Source organism: Hydrogenophaga sp. (genome assembly GCF_026125785.1).
GTDB lineage: Bacteria > Pseudomonadota > Gammaproteobacteria > Burkholderiales > Burkholderiaceae_C > Hydrogenophaga.
In genome coordinates this window covers 1-20,285 of record NZ_JAHCKL010000005.1, presented here as the reverse complement: position 1 = coordinate 20,285, position 20,285 = coordinate 1, and the positions used below count along the sequence as shown (strand labels likewise).

The 20,285-nt window shown below is 67.7% G+C and carries 17 protein-coding genes; 11 read left to right on the top strand and 6 right to left on the bottom strand.

Going from position 1 to position 20,285, the window contains the following annotated elements:
- Nucleotides 1-27: 27 nt before the first annotated feature.
- The 3 genes from KIT53_RS07005 to KIT53_RS06995 are packed head-to-tail and all read right to left on the bottom strand — an operon-like array spanning nucleotide 28 to nucleotide 3,034.
- A complete protein-coding gene (locus tag KIT53_RS07005; RefSeq protein ID WP_297749699.1) occupies nucleotides 28-1,026 on the bottom strand; it encodes an MDR family oxidoreductase in 999 nt (332 codons plus the stop codon).
- A 9-nt stretch (nucleotides 1,027-1,035) separates the two neighbouring features.
- Nucleotides 1,036-1,290, bottom strand: coding sequence for a hypothetical protein (locus KIT53_RS07000; protein ID WP_297749696.1), 255 nt, complete (start codon nucleotides 1,288-1,290; stop codon nucleotides 1,036-1,038).
- Between the two features lie 4 nt (nucleotides 1,291-1,294).
- Nucleotides 1,295-3,034: a long-chain fatty acid--CoA ligase gene (locus KIT53_RS06995; protein WP_297749694.1), complete on the bottom strand. Its 1,740-nt coding sequence runs from the start codon at nucleotides 3,032-3,034 to the stop codon at nucleotides 1,295-1,297.
- Nucleotides 3,035-3,354: 320 nt separating this feature from the next.
- Between KIT53_RS06995 and KIT53_RS06990 the strand changes: the two genes are divergently transcribed.
- The 11 genes from KIT53_RS06990 (at nucleotide 3,355) to KIT53_RS06935 (ending at nucleotide 15,913) form a co-directional block, all read left to right on the top strand.
- Nucleotides 3,355-4,392, top strand: coding sequence for an amino acid ABC transporter substrate-binding protein (locus tag KIT53_RS06990; protein ID WP_297749692.1), 1,038 nt, complete (start codon nucleotides 3,355-3,357; stop codon nucleotides 4,390-4,392).
- Nucleotides 4,393-4,527: 135 nt separating this feature from the next.
- Complete coding sequence (locus KIT53_RS06985; RefSeq protein WP_297749690.1) at nucleotides 4,528-5,703, top strand: ABC transporter permease subunit; 1,176 nt, start codon at nucleotides 4,528-4,530, stop codon at nucleotides 5,701-5,703.
- A gap of 2 nt (nucleotides 5,704-5,705) precedes the next feature.
- Nucleotides 5,706-6,812 (top strand): amino acid ABC transporter permease, encoded by a 1,107-nt coding sequence (locus KIT53_RS06980; protein ID WP_297749686.1) that lies wholly within the window; start codon nucleotides 5,706-5,708, stop codon nucleotides 6,810-6,812.
- Nucleotides 6,813-6,823: 11 nt separating this feature from the next.
- Nucleotides 6,824-7,567, top strand: coding sequence for an amino acid ABC transporter ATP-binding protein (locus KIT53_RS06975; protein ID WP_297749684.1), 744 nt, complete (start codon nucleotides 6,824-6,826; stop codon nucleotides 7,565-7,567).
- A 46-nt stretch (nucleotides 7,568-7,613) separates the two neighbouring features.
- Complete coding sequence (locus tag KIT53_RS06970) at nucleotides 7,614-8,705, top strand: glycerophosphodiester phosphodiesterase (protein ID WP_297749682.1); 1,092 nt, start codon at nucleotides 7,614-7,616, stop codon at nucleotides 8,703-8,705.
- A 44-nt stretch (nucleotides 8,706-8,749) separates the two neighbouring features.
- Nucleotides 8,750-9,097, top strand: a complete 348-nt coding sequence (locus tag KIT53_RS06965; protein WP_297749680.1) for a hypothetical protein — start codon at nucleotides 8,750-8,752, stop codon at nucleotides 9,095-9,097.
- An 81-nt stretch (nucleotides 9,098-9,178) separates the two neighbouring features.
- Complete coding sequence (locus tag KIT53_RS06960; RefSeq protein ID WP_297749678.1) at nucleotides 9,179-10,507, top strand: hypothetical protein; 1,329 nt, start codon at nucleotides 9,179-9,181, stop codon at nucleotides 10,505-10,507.
- A gap of 58 nt (nucleotides 10,508-10,565) precedes the next feature.
- Complete coding sequence (locus tag KIT53_RS06955) at nucleotides 10,566-11,978, top strand: copper oxidase (protein ID WP_297749675.1); 1,413 nt, start codon at nucleotides 10,566-10,568, stop codon at nucleotides 11,976-11,978.
- Nucleotides 11,979-12,003: 25 nt separating this feature from the next.
- Nucleotides 12,004-12,732: a copper-binding protein gene (locus tag KIT53_RS20265; protein ID WP_366521901.1), complete on the top strand. Its 729-nt coding sequence runs from the start codon at nucleotides 12,004-12,006 to the stop codon at nucleotides 12,730-12,732.
- Between the two features lie 207 nt (nucleotides 12,733-12,939).
- A complete protein-coding gene (locus tag KIT53_RS06940; protein ID WP_297749673.1) occupies nucleotides 12,940-14,526 on the top strand; it encodes a PAS domain-containing methyl-accepting chemotaxis protein in 1,587 nt (528 codons plus the stop codon).
- A 52-nt stretch (nucleotides 14,527-14,578) separates the two neighbouring features.
- On the top strand, nucleotides 14,579-15,913 hold the full coding sequence (locus KIT53_RS06935) for a TAXI family TRAP transporter solute-binding subunit (protein WP_297749671.1): 1,335 nt from the start codon (nucleotides 14,579-14,581) through the stop codon (nucleotides 15,911-15,913).
- Here KIT53_RS06935 and KIT53_RS06930 read toward each other — a convergent pair.
- The 3 genes from KIT53_RS06930 to ettA all read right to left on the bottom strand — a co-directional run.
- Nucleotides 15,910-18,033, bottom strand: coding sequence for a DUF1631 family protein (locus KIT53_RS06930; RefSeq protein ID WP_297749669.1), 2,124 nt, complete (start codon nucleotides 18,031-18,033; stop codon nucleotides 15,910-15,912). The genes KIT53_RS06935 and KIT53_RS06930 overlap by 4 nt on opposite strands.
- 121 nt (nucleotides 18,034-18,154) lie before the next feature.
- Nucleotides 18,155-18,700, bottom strand: coding sequence for a DUF1415 domain-containing protein (locus KIT53_RS06925; protein WP_297749667.1), 546 nt, complete (start codon nucleotides 18,698-18,700; stop codon nucleotides 18,155-18,157).
- A 30-nt stretch (nucleotides 18,701-18,730) separates the two neighbouring features.
- On the bottom strand, nucleotides 18,731-20,285 hold a 1,555-nt coding region (ettA, locus tag KIT53_RS06920; protein WP_297749663.1), incomplete at its 5' end, for an energy-dependent translational throttle protein EttA.

The following is a 20,285-nucleotide window of genomic DNA, read 5'->3' as shown; positions in this document are numbered from 1 at the left end:
CGCGTCAGGGCTGGGTGAACAGGCCTCTCAGCGGTTCACATCCACCACCACCCGACCCCGCACCTTGCCCGCCAGAATCTCCCCGGCCACCGCCATGGCATCGGCCAGACCGATCTCGCGCGTCATGGACGCCAGGCGGCGGCGGTCCAGCGTGCGCGCGAGAGTCTCCCAGGCCGACAGCCGGCGTGGCATGGGCGCCATGACGCTGTCGATGCCGTAGAGCGTGACCCCGCGCAGGATGAAGGGCGCCACGCTGGCGGGCAGGTCCATGCCCTGGGCCAGACCGCAGGCCGCCACGGCACCGCCGTAGCGGGTGCTGGCGCAGGCGTTGGCGAGCGTGTGGCTGCCCACCGCGTCGACCACGCCAAGCCAGCGTTCGCGCTGCAGCGGCTTGCCGGGTGCGCTCAAGGTCTGGCGGTCGATGACGCTGGCCGCGCCCAGCGCGGTGAGGTAGGGCGCCTCCTCCGGCCGGCCCGTGGACGCCACCACGGTATGGCCCAGGCCGGCCAGCAGGGATACCGCCACGCTGCCCACACCGCCACTGGCGCCGGTGACCAGCACCTCCCCACTGCCCGGCAGCACGCCGGCCTCGGCCCAATGCCGCTGCAGGGCCTGCACGCACAGCATGGCGGTGTAGCCAGCCGTGCCGATCGCCATCGCCTCGCGTTCGCTCAGGGTGTCGGGCAGCGGCACCAGCCAGTCGCCCTTGACGCGCGCCATCTGGGCCAGGCCGCCCCAGTGTGTCTCGCCCACCCCGTACCCATTGAGCAGCACGCGGTCGCCGGCCTTCCAGCGCGGATGGTCGCTCTGCACCACGCTGCCGGCGAAGTCGATGCCTGGGACCATGGGGAAGCTGCGCACCACCGGCGAACGGCCGGTGATGGCCAGGCCATCCTTGTAGTTGAGGGTCGAGCAGGCCACACGCACCGTCACGTCGCCCAGCGCGGGCAACTGCTTGTCCTCAAGGCGCGCAAGCTCGCAGCGGTAACCGGTATCGGGCTGGGTGATCAACAAGGCCTGGAACATGGAAGCCTCCTACCTGAGCGGTGAATCGGGTTGCGCGTCCGCGGGCGGCGGTGCGGTGCGCCACAGGCGCACGGTCAACCACCAGGCCAGCGCCGAGTCGGACAGTGCCATGAGGCCGAGCAGCAGCCGCAGGCTGTCGGGCGGCTCACGGAGCTGTATGTAGAGCACGATGAGTCCTGAGAGCAATTGCAGGACAACCACCATCCAGAACAGCGGGTTGCGCGGCTGCCACAGGCGGCGCAGGGACGAGGGTGCGGAAGACATGCGTCTATTGTGCCGAGGCCTCCCGGGCGTTCTCCTGCTCCTGCAGCAGGCGCCACATCACCTTGCCGCTGCCGCTCTTGGGCAAGGAGGCCACGAACTCCACGGTGCGCGGGCACTTGTAGATCGCCATGTGCTCGCGGCACCAGTCCACGATGTCCTGTTCGCTCGTACTGCCCCGCGCGGACTCGCGCAACACCACCACGGCCTTCACGCTTTCGCCGCGGTAGGCATCCCGGGTGGCGATCACGCAGGCCTCGGCGATCGCGGGGTGGCGAAACATCAGGGCCTCGACCTCGGCAGGCCAGACCTTGAAGCCGCTGGCGTTGATCATGCGCTTGAGGCGGTCGGTGATGAAGAAATAGCCGTCCTCGTCCACGCGGCCGAGGTCGCCCGAACGAAAGAAGCGCTTGCCCTCGAAGGTGACAAACGCCGCCTCGGTGGCCTCCGGCCGTTTCCAGTAGCCGTCGAACACCTCGGGCCCATGGATGATGATTTCGCCGGTCTCGCCCTGCGGCATCTCCTGCAGCGTGACCGGGTCGACCACGCGCGCTTCGGTGCTCAGAAAAGGAATGCCCAGGCACTGCTGCTTGGGGTGGTCGGGCGGGTTGTTGTGCGAAGGCGCGGCGGTCTCCGTCAGCCCGTAGCCCTCCGAATAACGCAGGCCGTACTGCTCCAGCAGCCTTTGCGCCACCGCCTGCGGCATGGCCGCGCCGCCGCCGCCGATCAGCACCAGGCTGGAGAGGTCGTACTGGTCAAAGCGGGGACTGGCCAGCAGGTCGATCACCATGGTGGGGATGTTGGTCCAGTGGGTGACGCGCCAGCGCGAAATCAGCTGGCCGGCGAGGTCGCGGTCCCACCGCGGCATGAGCACCATGGTGGCACCGATGTAGATGGCCGCGTGCATGCCCGCCACCATGCCGGTGATGTGGAACAGCGGCACCACCAGCAGGCCGATGTTCTGCGCGGTGCTTTGCGTCCACAGCCCGACCGCCACCGCGTTGTGCATGAGGGTGCGGTGCGGGTGCATGCAGCCTTTGGGCAAGCCGGTGGTGCCGCTGGTGTAGGGCAGCACGGCAAGGTCGTCGGGACCACGGTCGTGCTCGGGCAGCGCGCCCTCGCAGGCCAGGGCATCCAGCCATCCCACGGCGGTACCGCCCTGCGGTTCGGGCAGCGCGTGGCGTGCGCCCAGCCAGTCCACCCACATCGGAGGAACTTCAGCCTGGGAGCCGAAACCATCGCTGTAGTGGGTGACGACCAGATGCCGCAACCGTTGGGCCTCGGGCAGACCATCGCTGGCCCGCAGCAGTTCACCGGCCAAGTCGGCGGCGCAGATGGCCACGCTCACGTCCGGATCGGTGATGCAGTGGCGCAGCTCTTCGGCGCGGTTCATCGGGTTCACCGGCACCACCACCGCGTTGGCGCGCAGGATGGCGAAATGCGCCACCACCCACTGCGGGCAGTTCTGCATCATGAGGATGACCCGGTCTCCTGCGCGCACACCCTGCGCGTGCAGGTGAGCCGCCAGTCGCTCGGCCTGCCACAGCAACTCGCGGTAGCTGAAAGTGCGATCGAAGAAGACCAGCGCCGGTTTGTCAGGGTAGCGCAGCGCGCTGATGGCCAGGTTGTGCCACAACGAAGTGGCCGGCGGCGTGATGCGGTGCGGCAAACGCGCCGGCCAGAAGCGGTGGTGCGGTCGGGATGCGGGCGCGGGCGCGCCGTCGCCAGCGGGCATGCTGCTGCTCATCGCCTGTCTCCTGTTTTTTTGGGGCGCGGATGGCGGGCAAGCATACGGTCGGCAGGCCCGGCCCGTGAAGGCCGAACTGTCGCTCCTGAGACCGCGCGCAACGGGACAGGTGGCACAGAACCTGCGAGCACCTGGCGCTCGACCGCCGACCTGCGGGCTTTGCACCATGGTGCCATGACGATTTTGCATGACGTTCCCACGTAAACCCCGATCCCCTGCTCAAAAGCGCGGGGCTACATTGAGGCGCGGTCGGAGCCCGCACCCAATCGGTGCGGGCTCGACCCGGCAGATCCTTTTCCAACCACAAACGGAGTAGACCGATGAAAAAGACCACCCTGAAACTGACGGCCCTGGGCCTGGCCGCGACAGCAGCCACCCTGCTCAGCCTGCCCGCCCACGCCGGCAAGGACCTCGACGCGATCAAGAAGCGCGGCGAACTGATCTGCGGCGTGAACACCGGCCTCGCGGGCTTCTCCGCGGCCGACAGCCAGGGCAAATGGAGCGGCATGGACGTGGACGTCTGCCGCGCCGTGGCTGCCGCCATCCTCTCCAACCCGGACAAGGTGCGCTTCGTGCCCCTGACGGCCCAGCAGCGCTTCACCGCCCTGCAGTCCGGCGAGATCGACATGCTGGCCCGAAACACCACCTGGACGCTCACCCGCGACGCCTCGCTGGGCCTGTACTTCGCCGGCGTCAACTTCTACGACGGCCAGGGCTTCATGGTGCCCAAGAAGCTCAATGTCAAGAGCGCCAAGCAACTCAAGGGCGCCACGGTGTGCGTGCAATCCGGCACCACCACCGAACTGAACCTGACCGACTTCTCGCGCGCCAACAACCTCAACCTCAAGCCGGTGGTGTTCGAGAAAGTGGAAGCCGCCACCGCCGCCTACGTGGCCGGCCGCTGCCAGGCCTACACCACCGACGCCTCGGGTCTGGCCTCCATCCGCGCCAAGGAAACGCCCAAGCCTGAAGACCACATGATCCTGCCCGAACTCATCTCCAAGGAACCCCTGGGCCCCGCGGTGCGCCGTGGCGACGACGAGTTCTTCAGCATCGTGAAGTGGGTGGGTTATGCGCTGATCGAGGCGGAGGAATACGGCATCACGCAGGCCAACGCCGACTCCATGAAGAGCAGCACCAACCCCAACGTGATGCGCCTGGTGGGTGCCGGCAACGAAGACACCGGCAAGCTGCTCGGCCTGGACAAGGAATGGGCGCTGCGCGCCATCAAGGCCGTGGGCAACTACGGCGAACAGTTCGAGCGCCACGTGGGCCCCAAGACCTCCATTGGCCTGCCGCGCGGCGCCAACAACCTCTGGACCCAGGGCGGCCTGATGTACGCCCCGCCGGTCCGCTGACCGCCTCCTTCAGCCTGCACAGCGCGCCCCTGCCGGGCCGCTGGCGCTGAACATGCCGTGCCGCCATGCCTGGAGCCCGCGCCCCAGGTGTGGCGGTGACCATCGATATCCTCATTCACGGATGGCGAGGCAGTCTTGAAACCTCAACTCCCCCCTCCCAAGCGCAGAAACTGGTCGCTCAACAGCCGGGCCACGCGCGGGCTCATCTTCCAGGCGATCGCGCTGGTGCTCATCGCCGCCGGTGTCTGGTTCCTCGCGCACAACACGCAGGAAAACATGCGCATCCGCGGCATCCAGAGCGGCTTCGACTTCCTGGGCGCCAGCGCCGGCTTCGACATCGGCGAAACCCTCATTCCCTACGACCCGAGCGAGAGCTACGGCAAGGCCATCTGGGTGGGCGTGCTCAACACGCTCAAGGTGGCGGTGATCGGCATCATCCTCACCACCATCGTCGGCGTGGCGGTCGGTGTGGGGCGCTTCTCGCGCAATGCCCTGGTGCGTGGCCTGTGCTACGGCTATGTCGAGACTTTCCGCAACGTGCCAATCCTGCTGCAGTTGCTGATGTGGTACCTGGTCTTCATCGAAATCCTGCCACCCTCCAACGAGGCCTGGAACGTGGCCGGCCTCTTTTACCTGAGCAAGGGCGGCTTCTCCTTTCCCTTTCCTGCGGTCGGCGTACCGCACGTCCTGGCGGGCATGGGCGTGGGCCTGATCGCCGGCTGGCTGTGGCGCCAGCGCGCACAAAAGCGCTTTGAACTCACCGGGCAGGACGGCGACCGCATCTGGGCGCCCATCGCCTTCATCGTGGTCTTCGGCCTGGTGGGCTGGGTGGTGGCCGGCATGCCGACGCAGTGGAAAGTGCCCGAACAACTGGCCTTCATGGTGGATGGCGGCGTGGCCGCGACGCCGGAGTTCATGGCCATCCTGATCGGCCTGACGGTCTACACCGCGGCCTTCGTCGCCGAGGTGGTGCGGGGCGGCATCCAGTCGGTCAGCCGCGGGCAGGACGAGGCGGCCGCAGCACTGGGCCTCAACCCCGGGCAGAAGATGAAACTGGTCGTGCTGCCGCAGGCCATGCGCGTGATCATCCCGCCGCTGACCAACCAATACCTCAACCTCACCAAGAACTCGTCGCTGGCGGTGGCAGTGGGCTACCCGGACGTGGTCTCCATCGCCAACACCACCATCAACCAGAGCGGGCGCGCCGTAGAGTGCATCGCCATCATCATGCTGGTGTACCTGAGTACCTCGCTCACCACCTCTCTGCTCATGAACTGGTACAACCAGCGCATGGCCATCAAGGAGCGATGACCATGGCCAACGCCACTTTCACCCCCATCGCCCCCCGGCCCTCGCCGGTCAGGACCACCGGCTTCGTGCCCTGGGTCCGCACAAACCTCTTCGCCGACTGGCGCAGCTCGCTGGCCACGCTGTTCATCCTGGCCATCATCGTCTACGCACTGCCCGGCCTGTCCAACTGGCTGGTTTTCAAATCCATCGTGCGAGCCGACGCGGACGCCTGCCAGGCCGCGCGCGGCATCGGTGCCTGCTGGGGCGTGGTCACCGAGAAGTACCGCGTGCTGCTGTTCGGTCGCTACCCGTACGACGAGCAGTGGCGACCCCTGGTCGCCACTGCGCTCATGGTGGGCGGCCTGGTACTCAGTTGTATCCGCTTCTTCTGGAAGCCGTGGCTGGCGCTCATGTGGATCGGTGTGCTGGCGGTGTTCTTCCTGCTCATGGGCGGCGGCGCACTGGGCCTGAGCAAGGTGCGCACCGATCTCTGGGGCGGCCTGCCGCTGACCGTGATGCTGGCCACGCTGTCCATCTTCCTGGCCTTTCCGCTGGCGGTGGTGGTGGCCCTGGGCCGGCGCAGCCGGCTGCCGGCCATCCGCTCGGCCTGCATCGTCTACATCGAGCTCATCCGCGGCGTGCCGCTGATCTCCGTGCTCTTCATGGCGTCTTTCATGTTCCCGCTGTTCATGCCCCACGGCGTTTCGCTGGACGTCCTGGTGCGGGTCATCGCGGGCATCACGCTGTTCGCGGCTGCCTACATGGCCGAGATCATCCGCGGCGGCCTGCAAGCCATCCCCAAGGGCCAGCTGGAGGCCGCGGACACGCTGGGCCTGTCGTACTGGCAGACGCAGCGCAAGATCGTGCTGCCGCAGGCGCTGGCCATGGTGGTGCCGAGCATGATGAACAACTTCATCTCCATCTTCAAGGACACCTCGCTGGTCACCATCGTCTCGCTCTACGAGCTCACCGGCGCGCTCGCGCTGGCGTTGAACTCGGACGTCAACTGGCGCCCGTTCAAGCTTGAGGCCTACCTCTTCATCACCCTCCTGTACTTCACGTTCTGCTTCGCCATGTCGCGCTACAGCCTGTGGGTCGAAAAGCAACTCAGCGCCAGCAAGGCGCGTTGAAGGAAACCAGCATGTCCGAACCCATCATCCAATTCGACAAGGTCAACAAGTGGTATGGCAACGACTTTCACGTCCTGCGTGACATCGACCTGGACGTCGCCAAGGGCGAGCGCATCGTGGTCTGCGGCCCGTCGGGCTCCGGCAAGTCCACGCTGATCCGCTGCATCAACCGGCTGGAGGAACACCAGCAGGGCCGGCTCATCGTCGACGGCACCGAGCTCACCGACGACATCAAGGCCATCGACCGCGTCCGCAAGGAAGTGGGCATGGTGTTCCAGCAGTTCAACCTCTTCCCCCACCTGACGGTGCTGGAGAACCTCACCCTCTCGCCCATGTGGGTGGGCAAGATGCCGCGCAAGGAAGCCGAGAAAAAGGCCATGCAGCAATTGCAGCGCGTGCGCATCGCCGAGCAGGCGAAGAAGTACCCGCTGCAACTCTCGGGTGGCCAGCAGCAGCGCGTGGCGATTGCGCGTGCGCTCTGCCTCACGCCCAAGATCATGCTGTTCGATGAGCCGACGTCCGCGCTCGATCCCGAGATGATCAAGGAGGTGCTGGACGTGATGATCGAGCTGGCCAACCAGGGCATCACCATGATCTGCGTGACGCACGAGATGGGCTTTGCCAAGGCCGTGGCCGACCGTGTGATCTTCATGGACCAGGGCCAGATCGTGGAGCAGAACACACCCGAAGAGTTCTTCAACCACCCGCAGAACGAGCGCTCCAAGGACTTCCTCTCCAAGATCCTCGGCCACTGAAATCGCTGTCTTGCATCGGTCATGGTGCGCTGTCACACTGCGCACCATGAACCGACCAGACCCCGCCCTCTCCGTGCAGCGCCTGACCTGGCTGCGCTGGAGTTGCACCACTGCCGTAGGTCTGTCGCTCTGGTGCGCCAGCGCGGCTCTGGCCTTCGACCTGCAAGGTCATCGCGGCGCGCGTGGCCTGGCGCCCGAGAACACCATCGCCGGTTTCGAACGCGCCCTGGCCATCGGCGTCAGCACCCTGGAACTCGACGTGGTGCTCAGTGCCGAGGGCGTGCCGCTGATCTCGCACGACACCACACCCAACCCCGACATCACGCGCGATGCCAGCGGCCGCTGGTTGCAGGCGCGGGGTCCGTCCTTCAACCGCCTCGCGCTGGCCGACATCGCAGCCTGGGACGTGGGCCGCATCAATCCCGCCACGCGCTACGCGCGCGATTTCGGCCAGCAGGTGGCACGCGATGGCCAGGGCATTCCCACCCTGGCTGCGCTGTTCGAACGGGTGCATCAACTCGGCGCGCAACACGTGCGCTTCAACATCGAGCTCAAGATCCATCCCGGCCGTCCCGACGAATCGCCGACGCCCGAAACCTTCGTGCGGGCGGTGCTGGACGTGATCGCATCCCACGACATGGCCCGCCGTGTCGGCATTCAGAGCTTTGACTGGCGCATCCAGAAAGCCGTGCGCCAGTTGGCGCCCGAGATGCCGGTGTTCCACCTCTCGGCGCAATTGCCGCGCTACAACACGCTGGTCAGCGGCGAATGGACCGATGGCCTGCGCCTGGCCGACTTCCCCGACGCCCCCGCCATGGTGGTCGCCGCCGGCGGCAAGGTCTGGTCGCCCCACTTCGGCGACCTGGACCAGAAGCTGATCGAACGCGCGCGCTCACTCGAATTGCGCGTGATCCCCTGGACGGTCAACGAGATGACGGACATGGCACGCCTGATCGACTGGGGCGTGGACGGCCTGATCACCGACTACCCGGACCGCCTGCGCACCGTGATGCAGCGGCGCGGCATGGCGCTGCCCCCGCAGGTCATCGTGCCCGAGGCAAAGGCCAAGGTGTCGGCGGTGCGCGCCACCACCACGTCTTCGCCCGCGCGCTTCGGCGTCGCGCCCGAACTGCCCTGACCAGACCGGAGGAACTTCCTCCCGCGCGGCGTATCATTTTCCGCGTGCGCCATCTCCTGCTCGCCCTCATGATCGCCCTGCTGCCCGTGCGCGGCTGGATGGGCGATGCCATGGCCCTCGCCATGCTGGCGCCACCGGCCCATGCCGGCGGGCAGGCACAACACACCAGTGCGCCGCCCTGCCCCGATCACGCCGCCAGCGTGCCCGGCGACGCCGGTGACAACCCAGGCAGCCACACCCATGCGCACTGCGACATCTGCAACGGCCCGGCCATCGCCGGGCGCGTGGCCGATGCGCAGGCCAAGCCCCACCCCCAGGGCATCCGCGTGTCTGGCAGCGAGCGCTTTGCCAGCCTGGACCCGCCGCAGGTGATCAAACCACCCATTTCCTGAGCGCACACACCCGAGGTGCGTCCGCGACACCCCCTCAGAGGGTCGCTCGCGGGCGCTGGTTCGTGCCTTCAGGAGATTTCCATGACCCCTTTCCGGCGAATGTCGCCGCGCAGGCCTGCCATCGGGCGGGCCGCTCTTTCACTCTGCCTGGCCGCCGCGACCTGGCTGCCTGCGGCGGCGCAGGACGCCGATGCCGCGCTCCGCGCCGCCGATCCCGACAGCCCCGTGACCGGCGCAAGCCCTCTGGTCTTGCCGCCGATCCGCACGGCGGAACTGCCCGCGCCGCCAGCGGACATGGATACCGCGCGCGCGGTCTGGCGCGACGCTCATGCACGCGTGGCGGAGTTCCCGCGCGGCCATGCCGACCTGCTGCGCTGGGAGTCCCGTCAGCCGCCGACCCACGAGGCCAGTGCGACCACCACCGCGGTCTCGCAAGACCGGCTGGGCCTGGACGAAGCGGTCGCCCGTTCGCTGCGCTGGCGCCCTGAGCTGTTCATCCACGCGGACATGAATGCCCTGGCCCGCGCACGCGTGCGCGCCGCCTACGCGGGGCATGTGCGGGAGGTACAGCAGGCCTGGATCGAGGCGGTCGCCGCGCAGCAGTCCTGGCACCTGCAGAACGGCATGCGCGACGCCGCCCGCACCGGCACCGAACTGGGTGAGCGCATGTGGGCCACCGGCAACTGGAGCCAGGCGCGGCAAGCCGCCGAGCGTCTGGCCGAGGCCCAGGCCTGGCAAGCCAGCGTGAAGGCGCAGGCCCGCGCCCTGGTCGCGCAGGAGCGGCTGGCCCGGCTGTTGGGTGTGTGGACGGCCGAGGCCGTGCGCCAGATGGCCGCCAGTCTGCCCGAGACACTGCCCGGACTGCCGCCCCTGGAGCCCGGCGATGCCCGCGGGCTGGAAGCCCAGGCCCTGCACGCCCTGCCCGGGCTGGCGCAGGATCGGCAGCAACTGCAACGGCTGCAGGCGGGCTCGGCTGCCCCGCGCCAGCGGAACTGGGACGCAGCGGTGGAGGCCGCCATCGGCGCCCGGCCCGATGCCCTTCAGACAGCGAATCCGCCACAGATCAACGACCTGCAACTGCTGCGGGATGCCGCGCTCGCCCAGACCATCCAGGCCCGGGCCGGTGTGCTGCGCCAGGCGGTGGAGCGCCGCTCCCGGGTGCGTGAAGCTTGGCTGCGCGTGCAGGCCACGCATGCGCTGGCCAGCCACGCACAGGACGTGGTGGCACGGCTGCAGGCCGGCCTGGAGCAGGAAACCCTGCTCCGCTACAACGGCATGCTGCAGAGCACCTGGGACCTGTTGGCAAGCGCACGCGAACGCATGCGCGCGCTCGACGATGCCACCCAGGCACGCGCCGAGGCCTGGCAGGCCCGCGCCGATCTGCAGGCCTTGCTGGCCGGCGCCGAATGACATGGACACCACCCACGGCCCGATGGGGCCGCTGGAAACCCCTTTCCGGAACACCGACATGAACCCTTCTTTCAACCGAAGACACTTTCTGGCCGGCAGCGCCGCCACGGCGGTGGCCGCATCGAGCGTGAATGCGGCCGGCCTGGCCGCCCTGCCCGACATGGCCCAGCGCGACAGCGCAGACACCGCCGGCCCATGGACACCCCCCGGCGTGACCGGCGCCGGCCGCCCCTACAACCCGGTGGTCACGCTCAACGGCTGGACCGCTCCCTGGCGCATGAAAGACGGCGCCAAGGAGTTCCATCTGGTGGCCGAACCGGTGGTGCGCGAAATGGCACCCGGCTTCCTGGTCAACATGTGGGGCTACAACGGCCAGAGCCCCGGCCCGACCATCGAGGTGGTGGAAGGCGACCGCGTGCGCATCTTCGTCACCAACCGGCTGCCCGAACACACCACCATCCACTGGCATGGCCAGCGCCTGCCCAACGGCATGGATGGCGTCGGCGGCCTGAACCAGCCCCAGATTGCACCGGGCAAGACCTTCGTCTACGAGTTCGTGGCGCGGCGCCCCGGGACCTTCATGTACCACCCGCACGCCGACGAAATGGTGCAGATGGCCATGGGCATGATGGGCCTGTGGATCACGCACCCCCGGCAGAAGCACCCCCTGATCGAGGACGTGCAGCGCGACTACGCCTTTCTGCTCAATGCCTTCGACGTCGAGCCCGGCAGCCGCACGCCCCGCATCAACACCATGCTGGACTTCAACATCTGGGGTTTCAACAGCCGCGTGTTTCCGGCCATCTCACCGCTGGTGGCGCGGCTGGGGGAGCGCGTGCGCGTGCGCGTGGGCAACCTCACCATGACCAACCACCCGGTGCACATTCACGGCATCGAGTTCGAGGTCACCGGCACCGACGGCGGTCCCACCCCCAAAGGGGCCCGCTGGCCCGAGGTGACCACCGACATCGCCGTGGGCCAGATGCGCCAGATCGAGTTCATCGCCGACGAACCGGGCGACTGGGCCCTGCACTGCCACAAGAGCCACCACACCATGGGCGCCATGGGCCACGGCGTTCCGACCATGATCGGCGTCGACCACCGGGGCCTGGTGGGCGGCCTGCAGCGCGCCGCGCCCGACTACATGGTGATGGGCGAACGCGGCATGGCGGACATGGGCGACATGGAGATGGAACTGCCGGCCAACACCTTCCCCATGATGACCGGCCGTGGTCCGTATGGCCCGATCGAGATGGGCGGCATGTTCACCCTGCTCAAGGTCCGCGCCGACCAGAAGGCCGGCGACTACGGCGACCCAGGCTGGTACGCGCAGCCACCCGGCAGCCAGGCCCGCGAGGTGCAGGGGCCGCCCGATCCGGCGCCGTCATCGCCCACCCCACCGTCCAGCGCCACCACCTCCCAGCCCGCCGCCAGCGCCCGCAAACCTGCGGCGCAACGGCACGCTCACTGACACCCCACCTTCACAGGAGAACACCATGCAAAGACGATCGTTGCTTCTGGCCGCCCTCACCGGGCTGCCGATGCTGGCCAAGGCCCAGGACCAGTCACCGCGGCCCGCCACACTGCAGGTATGGAAAGACCCGCAATGCGGCTGCTGCACCGACTGGGTCGAGCACCTGCGCCAGAACGGCTTCAAGGTCGAGGTCTTCGAGAGCGGCAACGTGGCCGTGCGCAAGCGCCTGGGCATGCCCGAGCGCTACGGTTCGTGCCACACCGGATGGATCGACGGCTACGTGGTCGAAGGCCATGTGCCGGCGCGCGAGATCAGGCGGCTGATGGCCGAGCGGCCGCGGGCACTTGGCCTGGCCGTACCGGGCATGCCGGTGGGCAGCCCCGGCATGGACGGCCCGGTGTACGGCGCACGGCGTGACGCCTACGGGGTCCTGCTGGTGCAGCAAGATGGTCGTTCGAGCGTGTACCAGCACTACGCGGGCAGCTCGGCCGGCGGACTCAAGCCCACGTCGGGCGACGCCGCCGCACAGACCATGAGCGAAGGCGAGGTCCGCCGGGTGGACATCCGCACGGGCAAGCTCACGCTGCGCCATGGCGAGATCAAGAACCTGGACATGCCACCGATGACCATGGTGTTCCAGGTCAGCGATCCGGCCATGCTGTCGGCCGTGAAGGTGGGCGACAAGGTGCGGTTTCGCGCGGAGAAGATCGATGGCGTCTACACCGTGACCCGGATCGAACCGGCCCCCTGAAGATCCCTGGAACCCCTCGGCCATGGCGCGCGGTACTTGAATGGCGAACTTGATCCAGGTCAAACGCCGAAGCGAAATAAAAACCCGGTTCAGGCCTTGATATCCCCCTCTTGCGCGCCGGCCTGCTGTCGATACTGAAGGTGTCCGGTTCGGCGTCCGTCGGCAGACGGCGCCACCGCCCCTTCAGCACGACACCGCGAGAGCCCCATGCGCAGCAACCTGCCCGTTTCACAGCAAGAGTTCGTCATCCCTGATGGCGTCACCCTGGTCTCCACGACCGACCTGCAAAGCCGCATCACCTACTGCAATCCGGCGTTCGTCGCCGTCAGCGGTTTCTCACGCGAGGAGCTGATCGGCCAACCCCACAACCTGGTGCGACACCCCGACATGCCGGCCGAGGCCTTCCGCGACATGTGGGCCACGCTGGCCAGCGGTTCGCCCTGGTCGGCACTGGTGAAGAACCGGCGCAAGAACGGCGACCACTACTGGGTGGTGGCCAACGCCACCCCCGTGGTCGAAGGTGGCCAGACCGTGGGCTACATGTCGGTGCGCACCAAGCCGACGCGCGAGCAAGTCCAGCAGGCGGAGGCCTTGTATGCGTGCATGCGCGGCGAGCAGGAGCAGGGTCGCCTGCGCACCGTGCTGCACCGTGGACAGGTGGAGCGCGCGGGCCTGGCCGGCCGGTTGCGCCGCATGGCTCAGCTCAACCTGGCCGGCCGCATCGGCCTGGCCTCCACGGCCGTGGCCATTGCCGGGCTCGCGGTGGGCGAGTGGGCCGCGCCGCGGGGCCTCTCCATCCACGTCGCCGCTGCGGTGGCTGTACTCGCCTTCGCGGCCGCCGGCGCGTGGTGGCTGCGCACCCAGGTGCTGGGCTCACTGGGCCGTGCCGTGGGGTTCGCCAACCGCATGGCGGCCGGCGACCTGTGCGCGCGCTACGAAGGCGCTGCGGGCGGCGAGTTCGGCGAACTGGCCCGCGCGCTCAACCAGCTCAACGTGAACCTGCAGGCGGTGGTGTCCGACGTGCGCCATGAGGTGGAAGGCGTGCAGGTGGCCTCCAGCGAGATCGCCAGCGGCAACCAGGACCTCTCTGCCCGCACCGAATCACAGGCCAGCAGCCTGCAGGAGACAGCGGCTTCGATGGAGGAACTCAGCAGCACGGTGCAGCAAAGTGCCAACTCCTCGCGCGAAGCCTCGCGCCTGTCCGAGCGCTCCGCCGCGATCGCGCGCCAGGGCAACCGGGCCATGGGTGAGGTGATCGCCACCATGGACGGCATCAGCCAATCGTCCGGCCGCATCGGCGAGATCATCGGCGTCATCGACGGCATTGCGTTCCAGACCAACATCCTCGCGCTCAACGCGGCCGTGGAGGCGGCGCGCGCGGGTGAGCAAGGCCGAGGCTTCGCGGTGGTGGCCGGCGAGGTGCGCAGCCTGGCGCAGCGCACCTTGACCGCGGCGCGCGAGATCAAGCAGCTCATCGACGAGTCGGCCGGCCAGGTGGCCGCCGGCAGTGAGCTGGTGCACAGCGCGGGCAAGACCATGTCCGAGGTGGTGGGGGCGGTCGAACAGGTCAACGGCTTGATCGCCGAGATCACCGGCGCCACGCAGGAACAGGCCATGGGCCTGGCCCAGATCAACCAGGCGGTCGGCCAGCTCGATTCGGTCACGCAGCAGAACTCCGCGATGGTCGAAGAGCTGGCCGCGGCAGCGGCCTCGTTGCAGGCCCAGGCCAAGGTCATGAATGAGGCGGTGCGCATCTTCCGCCTGGAGCGCCGGGGCTCCCTGGCCATGGCCTGAGCGCCCACACCCGGATACACCCTGGACCGTAGGGCATGCTAATGTCGCGCCCATGCCCAAGACCCTGCGCTACACCCTGCTGTCCCTGCGCGAGATGCTGCTGTCGGCCGGCCCGTTCGCCCTGCTGACCATTGCCCTGCTGGCGCTGACCTACTGGTGGCTCAACCCCAACCCACCCAAGCGCGTGGTGCTGGCCACGGGCCCCGAGCAAAGCGCCTACGAGACCTTCGGCAAGCGCTATGCCGAAGCCCTGGCACGCTACGGGATCGAGGTGGAGCTGCTGACCACCCAGGGCTCTTCCGACAACCTGGACAAGCTGCGCAACCGGCAAGCCGACCTGGGCTTCGTGCAGGGCGGCACCGCCGACATCGGGTACGACGAGGAGGACACGCTGACCTCGCTGGGCAGCCTGTTCGTCGAGCCGCTGTGGCTGTTCTACCGCGAAGACGCCGCGCGGCGGCTGCGCAAGTCCCCCGTGATCGGCAGCCTGGCCGAACTGCAGGGCTGGCGCGTCAACGTCGGCACGCCGGGCAGCGGCGTGCCGCGCCTCTTCAATACGCTGCTGGACGTGAACCGCATCGCGCCCTCGCAACTCAAGCTGAGCCAGCTCGAACAGACCCCGGCCACCGTGGCCTTTCTCAACGGCGAACTGGATGCGGTGGTGTTCGCCTCGGCACCCGAATCGCTCATGGTGCAGATGCTGTTGCAGACACCGGGCGTGAAGCTGCTGGACTTCGCCCAGAGTGAAGCCTACTCGCGCCGCTTCGGCTACCTCACGCCGGTGGTGATGCCGCAAGGCGTGGTCGACCTGGCCAAGAACATTCCGGCGCGCAATGTGCGCCTGGTGGCGTCCACCACCAGCCTGCTCGCGCACGTCGACACCCATCCCGCCATCCTGCAGCTGTTCGCACAGACCGCCACCAGCCTGCACGGCGGCGCGAGCTGGTTCAGCCGGGCGCGCGAGTACCCCAGCCTGGAGCACAGCGAAGTCCCCATCTCGCCCGAGGCACAACGCGCCATCCGGGGCGGCCTGCCCTTCCTGCAGCGCTACCTGCCCTTCTGGCTGGCCAACCTCGTTGAACGCATGTGGCTGGCCATGGGCCTGATCATCGCGCTGGCGCTGCCGCTCTCTCGCATCGTGCCGCCGCTCTACGCCTTCCGCATCCGCTCACGCGTGTTCCGCTGGTACGCGGAACTGCGCGACATCGAGCAGCACCACGAGCAAGGGGGTGAGAACCCGCAGGAGCTGCAGGCCCGGCTGGAAGCCCTGGAGGACAAGGTGGAAAAGATCGTGGTGCCCCTGTCCTACACCGACGAGCTCTACGCGCTGCGCAACAACATCCACCTGGTGCGCAAGAAACTGCGGCGGGTGGAAGAACCCGCCTAAGACTTGGTCTTGGCGCTGTTGAGCCAGGCCTGGCGAGCCACTTCGTCCAGTGCCTCGTCCACCACGCCGTGGTCGGCCACCACACGCAGGCGGTTCTGTTCCATCAGGCGCTCCAGGCCGCGCTTGGTCATGGACAGCGAACGGCCGTCATCGCCCGTGAACAGGAACAGCGTGCCATGGGGGCTGGCCCAGGTGATCTGCCAACGGATGGCCTGGCCGTCCTGGTAGATGTCGACCCAGGTGCCCACGGCCAGCGCGGCGCCGCGCTGGCCCGCCATTTCCGCCTTGAGGTCCGCCCAGTCGCGTTGCATGGGCATGGTTTCCTGGAACGCCGGCTGCGTCGAGGTCAGCGGCGGAGAATCCACGAAGGCGTCTTCCATCAGGCAGGAATCACGCGCCTCGGTGCGGGGAATCCAGGGGTCGTCGTCCTGCTCCGGCTGCACGCTGGGCGGGTCGTCGCCAGGCGCCGAGCCACGTGGTGGTTCGCTGCGCTGTGTCTTGTAGGCCGCCTCGTGCAGGCCCATGAGCGCCTGGAAGAAAGCCTCCGTCTGCTCACGCGGGTACTCGATCGAGTCCAAACCTTCGCGCAGGGTACGCAGCACGCTGGGGATCACCTTGACCAAGCGTGGGCGGTTCAGGCTGGCCAGCGCCAGTTGGCTGGACCACAGCAGGTCCGGCAGGATGTCGCCATAGCGCGACGCGGGAGACTCCCCTGGCTTGAGCGGTGGCTTGTCCGCCTCTTCCAGCCGGGCCTGGGCAATGACCTGCGACCAGGCGCTGGTCAGGAAACGGCGGACCACGCCCGGTGCTTTCTCGTAGTCGTTGCGGCCGCGGATTTCGCCGGCCACGCGCTCGGCCAGCAGGTGGCGCTGCTCCACGCGCACCAGCGTCTGCACCGCCAGGCCGCGCGCCTGCGCCTGGGCCGGCGCCACGGCCTCCTCCTGGGAGCGGTTCAGTTCCGCCAGCAGGCCTTCCAGGCGGTCGGAGATGTCCGGCCCGGGCTTCTGGACCGCCTGCAGGATCTTGCGCACCTGCGCGGCGAACGGGCCGTAGCCCCGGTCCTGCTCGGTGGTGAACGCCAGACTGCGCTCGGTGATGGCGTCGAGCATGCGCCGGGCGGGGTTCTGCCGGTCGGCAAAAAAGCGGGGCTCCGAACGCGCCAGTTGCAACAAGGCAGGCTTCATGTCCTGCAGCATGTCGCGCACCGCGGGCAACAGGCGCTCGTCCGCGGCGATGCGTTTGAGCATGAGCGAGACCACCTCGCTGGCCAGCGTGCGCACCATGGCATTGCCCGACCCGGAAGCGCCCTGGTCACTCGGTGCGTCGCTGCCCGCCTGGTCGAGATTGCCCACCAGCAACTGGTGCAGGTGGTCGAGCGTGAGCACCACATCACCGTCGTTCGTTTCCTCGCCAGCGGCGCCCGCGGGACGCTCGTTGGCAGGCGCCGCCATGGGCGCCTGGCGGCTCTCGGGCGCCTGGATCACCGCGTAGCCGGCCGGTTCTATGCCCATCTGGTCGAGCAACAGGCTCAGGTGCACGTAGACGTCGCGCAGCTCGTTGCCCAGCGACAGCGCACCGGCCTGCAGCCAGCGCGCGCGCACCGCGGGCTCAACCTTCAGGCCCTTGAGGGTGTTCATCAGCGCCGCGACGATGATCTCGGCCCGCAAGGGGTTGGCGTCCTGGTTGATGACCTCGAACCCCCGAGCGGTGGACAACAGCGCCGTCAACGCGAGCTGCTCCTCGTCCACCGACATCTGCACCACCTGCTGCACACGCGCCAGCTCCACCGTTTCCTGGACCTGGTCGTCGCCCATGAGCTCCAGTTCGTCAAAACTGACCGACTGCGGGCGGCGGCCCGTGGCGCTGCCGCCGCGCGGCAAAGAGCGTTCCACCGACTCGGCCATCGCCGCCAGGAATCCCGTGGCAATGCGCTCGCGCTGGCCCTCCAGGGCCCGCCGGGCTTCTATCAACAACTGTTTTTCATGCATCTGGCTGGCCGACGACTCACGGTCACGCAGCGCAGACTGCAAGTGCGAGAGCCAGCGCGGCATCCACTCGCGCGTCTGCGCGAGCGCCTCCTTGAGGCAGGCGTCATAGGCCTGGGAATTACGGTCGTCCATGCAGACGGGCTCTTTCGGTCGGGGTCAGGCAAAAACAGGTGGGCGTAAGGGTATCCACAACCCATTGTGGCGAGAGCGTAACCGCACAAACCCGGAAAAGAAACCTGTAAAACCTGACAGTTCAGGGCTTAGCCCAGAGCGCCGCCCAGCCGGCGGGCCCCAGCTCGCGCAGGGTGCGCATATTGCGCTCGACGATGGCGTCGGCATCGCCCCCGTCGGTGGCCACCGCGCGCTCCACGCTGTCCTCACGCAACAGGTGCAGGGTGGGAAACGGCGAACGGTTGCTGCAGTTGGTCACATCGTCGGGTTCGGTGCCCTCGAACTGGAAGCCGGGATGAAAAGGCGCCACCTGGATGACCCCCTCCAGCCCATGCTCCTCGACCACACCGTCCACCACCCCGAGAAAGTCATTGAACAGCTCAAAATCCGGGAACAGCGCCGGATGCACCAGCAGCGTGGTGTCGATCTCCTCGGCCGGCGTGTCCGCCAGCAGGTCCAGCTCCCGGTCCAGATCGTCGAGAAACCCATCGACATGCCGAGCCCGGCTCACCACGATCCGCACCTGGTTCTTCACGTACACCGACCGCGCGAACGGGCACAGGTTCAACCCGATCACCGCCTTCTCGATCCAGAGGCGGGTAGCGGCAATCACGTCGTCGTCGGTCATGGCAGAGGCGGCACGCTGAAGGGATGGACCTTACTTCAAGGCCTTGTAGCGCACGCGCTTGGGCTTCGCACCCTCCTCGCCCAGGCGCTTCTTCTTGTCCGCTTCGTATTCCTGGTAGTTGCCGTCGAAGAAGTACCACTGGCTGTCGCCTTCGGCGGCCAGGATGTGGGTACAGATGCGGTCGAGGAACCAGCGGTCGTGGCTGACCACCAGCGCGCTGCCGGCGAACTCCAGCAAAGCCTCTTCCAGCGCGCGCAGGGTTTCCACGTCGAGGTCGTTCGAGGGTTCGTCCAGCAGCAGCACATTGCCGCCCTCGGCCAGCATCTTGGCCAGGTGCAGGCGGCCGCGCTCGCCACCCGAGAGGTTCTTGACCTGCTTCTGCTGGTCGCCACCCGAGAAATTGAAACGCCCGCAGTAGGCGCGGCTGGGCATCTGGAACTTGCCCACAGTGATCATGTCCAGGCCGCCCGAGATGTCTTCCCACACGGTCTTGTCACCCGCCAGGCCGTCGCGGCTCTGGTCCACCGCGGCGATCTTCACGGTCTTGCCGATCTTGACCTCGCCGCTGTCCGGCTGCTCCTTGCCCGTGATGAGCTTGAACAGCGTGGACTTGCCCGCGCCGTTGGGGCCGATGATGCCCACGATGGCACCGGCCGGCACCTTGAAGCTCAGGTTGTCGATCAGCAGGCGGTCGCCGAACGACTTGGAGACACCGTTGAACTCGATCACCTCGTTGCCCAGACGCTCGGCCACGGGAATGAAGATCTCGTTGGTCTCGTTGCGCTTCTGGTAGTCGACGTCGCTCAGTTCCTCGAAGCGGGCCAGGCGCGCCTTGCTCTTGGCCTGGCGGCCCTTGGCGTTGGAGCGCACCCACTTGAGTTCCTCCTTCATCGCCTTCATGCGCGCGTCCTCGGTGCGCTGCTCCTGCTCCAGGCGGGCTTCCTTCTGCTCCAGCCAGCTCGAATAATTGCCCTTGTACGGGATGCCATGCCCACGGTCGAGTTCCAGAATCCACTCCGCCGCGTTGTCCAGGAAGTAGCGGTCGTGGGTGATGGCCACCACGGTGCCCGGGAAGCGCTGCAGGAAATGCTCCAGCCACTCGACCGACTCGGCGTCCAGGTGGTTGGTGGGTTCGTCGAGCAGCAGCATGTCCGGCTTGGAAAGCAGCATGCAGCACAGCGCCACGCGGCGCTTCTCACCACCGGAAAGCAGGCCGATCTTCGCGTCCCAGGGCGGCAGGCGCAGCGCGTCGGCCGCGATCTCGAGCTGGTGTTCGCTGTCGGTGCCGGCGGTGGCGATGACGGCTTCAAGCTGGGCCTGCTCGGCCGCCAGCGCGTCGAAATCCGCATCCTCCTCCGCATAGGCCGCATAGACCTCTTCCAGCCGCTTCTGCGCCGCACGCACCTCACCCATGCTGTCTTCCACCGCTTCACGCACGGTCTGCTCGGCATTGAGCTGAGGCTCCTGCGGCAGGTAGCCGATGCGGATGCCCGGCATGGGAATCGCCTCGCCCTCGATCTCCGTGTCGATGCCGGCCATGATCTTGAGCAGCGTCGACTTGCCCGAACCATTGAGACCCAGCACA

Bases quoted from the DNA above. Each gene is read 5' to 3' on its own strand.
- KIT53_RS07005 (WP_297749699.1), bottom strand. From the start codon at position 1,026: ATGTTCCAGGCCTTGTTGATCACCCAGCCCGATACCGGTTACCGCTGC.
- KIT53_RS07000 (WP_297749696.1), bottom strand. From the start codon at position 1,290: ATGTCTTCCGCACCCTCGTCCCTGCGCCGCCTGTGGCAGCCGCGCAAC.
- KIT53_RS06995 (WP_297749694.1), bottom strand. From the start codon at position 3,034: ATGAGCAGCAGCATGCCCGCTGGCGACGGCGCGCCCGCGCCCGCATCC.
- KIT53_RS06990 (WP_297749692.1), top strand. From the start codon at position 3,355: ATGAAAAAGACCACCCTGAAACTGACGGCCCTGGGCCTGGCCGCGACA.
- KIT53_RS06980 (WP_297749686.1), top strand. From the start codon at position 5,706: ATGGCCAACGCCACTTTCACCCCCATCGCCCCCCGGCCCTCGCCGGTC.
- KIT53_RS06975 (WP_297749684.1), top strand. From the start codon at position 6,824: ATGTCCGAACCCATCATCCAATTCGACAAGGTCAACAAGTGGTATGGC.
- KIT53_RS06970 (WP_297749682.1), top strand. From the start codon at position 7,614: ATGAACCGACCAGACCCCGCCCTCTCCGTGCAGCGCCTGACCTGGCTG.
- KIT53_RS06960 (WP_297749678.1), top strand. From the start codon at position 9,179: ATGACCCCTTTCCGGCGAATGTCGCCGCGCAGGCCTGCCATCGGGCGG.
- KIT53_RS06955 (WP_297749675.1), top strand. From the start codon at position 10,566: ATGAACCCTTCTTTCAACCGAAGACACTTTCTGGCCGGCAGCGCCGCC.
- KIT53_RS20265 (WP_366521901.1), top strand. From the start codon at position 12,004: ATGCAAAGACGATCGTTGCTTCTGGCCGCCCTCACCGGGCTGCCGATG.
- KIT53_RS06940 (WP_297749673.1), top strand. From the start codon at position 12,940: ATGCGCAGCAACCTGCCCGTTTCACAGCAAGAGTTCGTCATCCCTGAT.
- KIT53_RS06935 (WP_297749671.1), top strand. From the start codon at position 14,579: ATGCCCAAGACCCTGCGCTACACCCTGCTGTCCCTGCGCGAGATGCTG.
- KIT53_RS06930 (WP_297749669.1), bottom strand. From the start codon at position 18,033: ATGGACGACCGTAATTCCCAGGCCTATGACGCCTGCCTCAAGGAGGCG.
- KIT53_RS06925 (WP_297749667.1), bottom strand. From the start codon at position 18,700: ATGACCGACGACGACGTGATTGCCGCTACCCGCCTCTGGATCGAGAAG.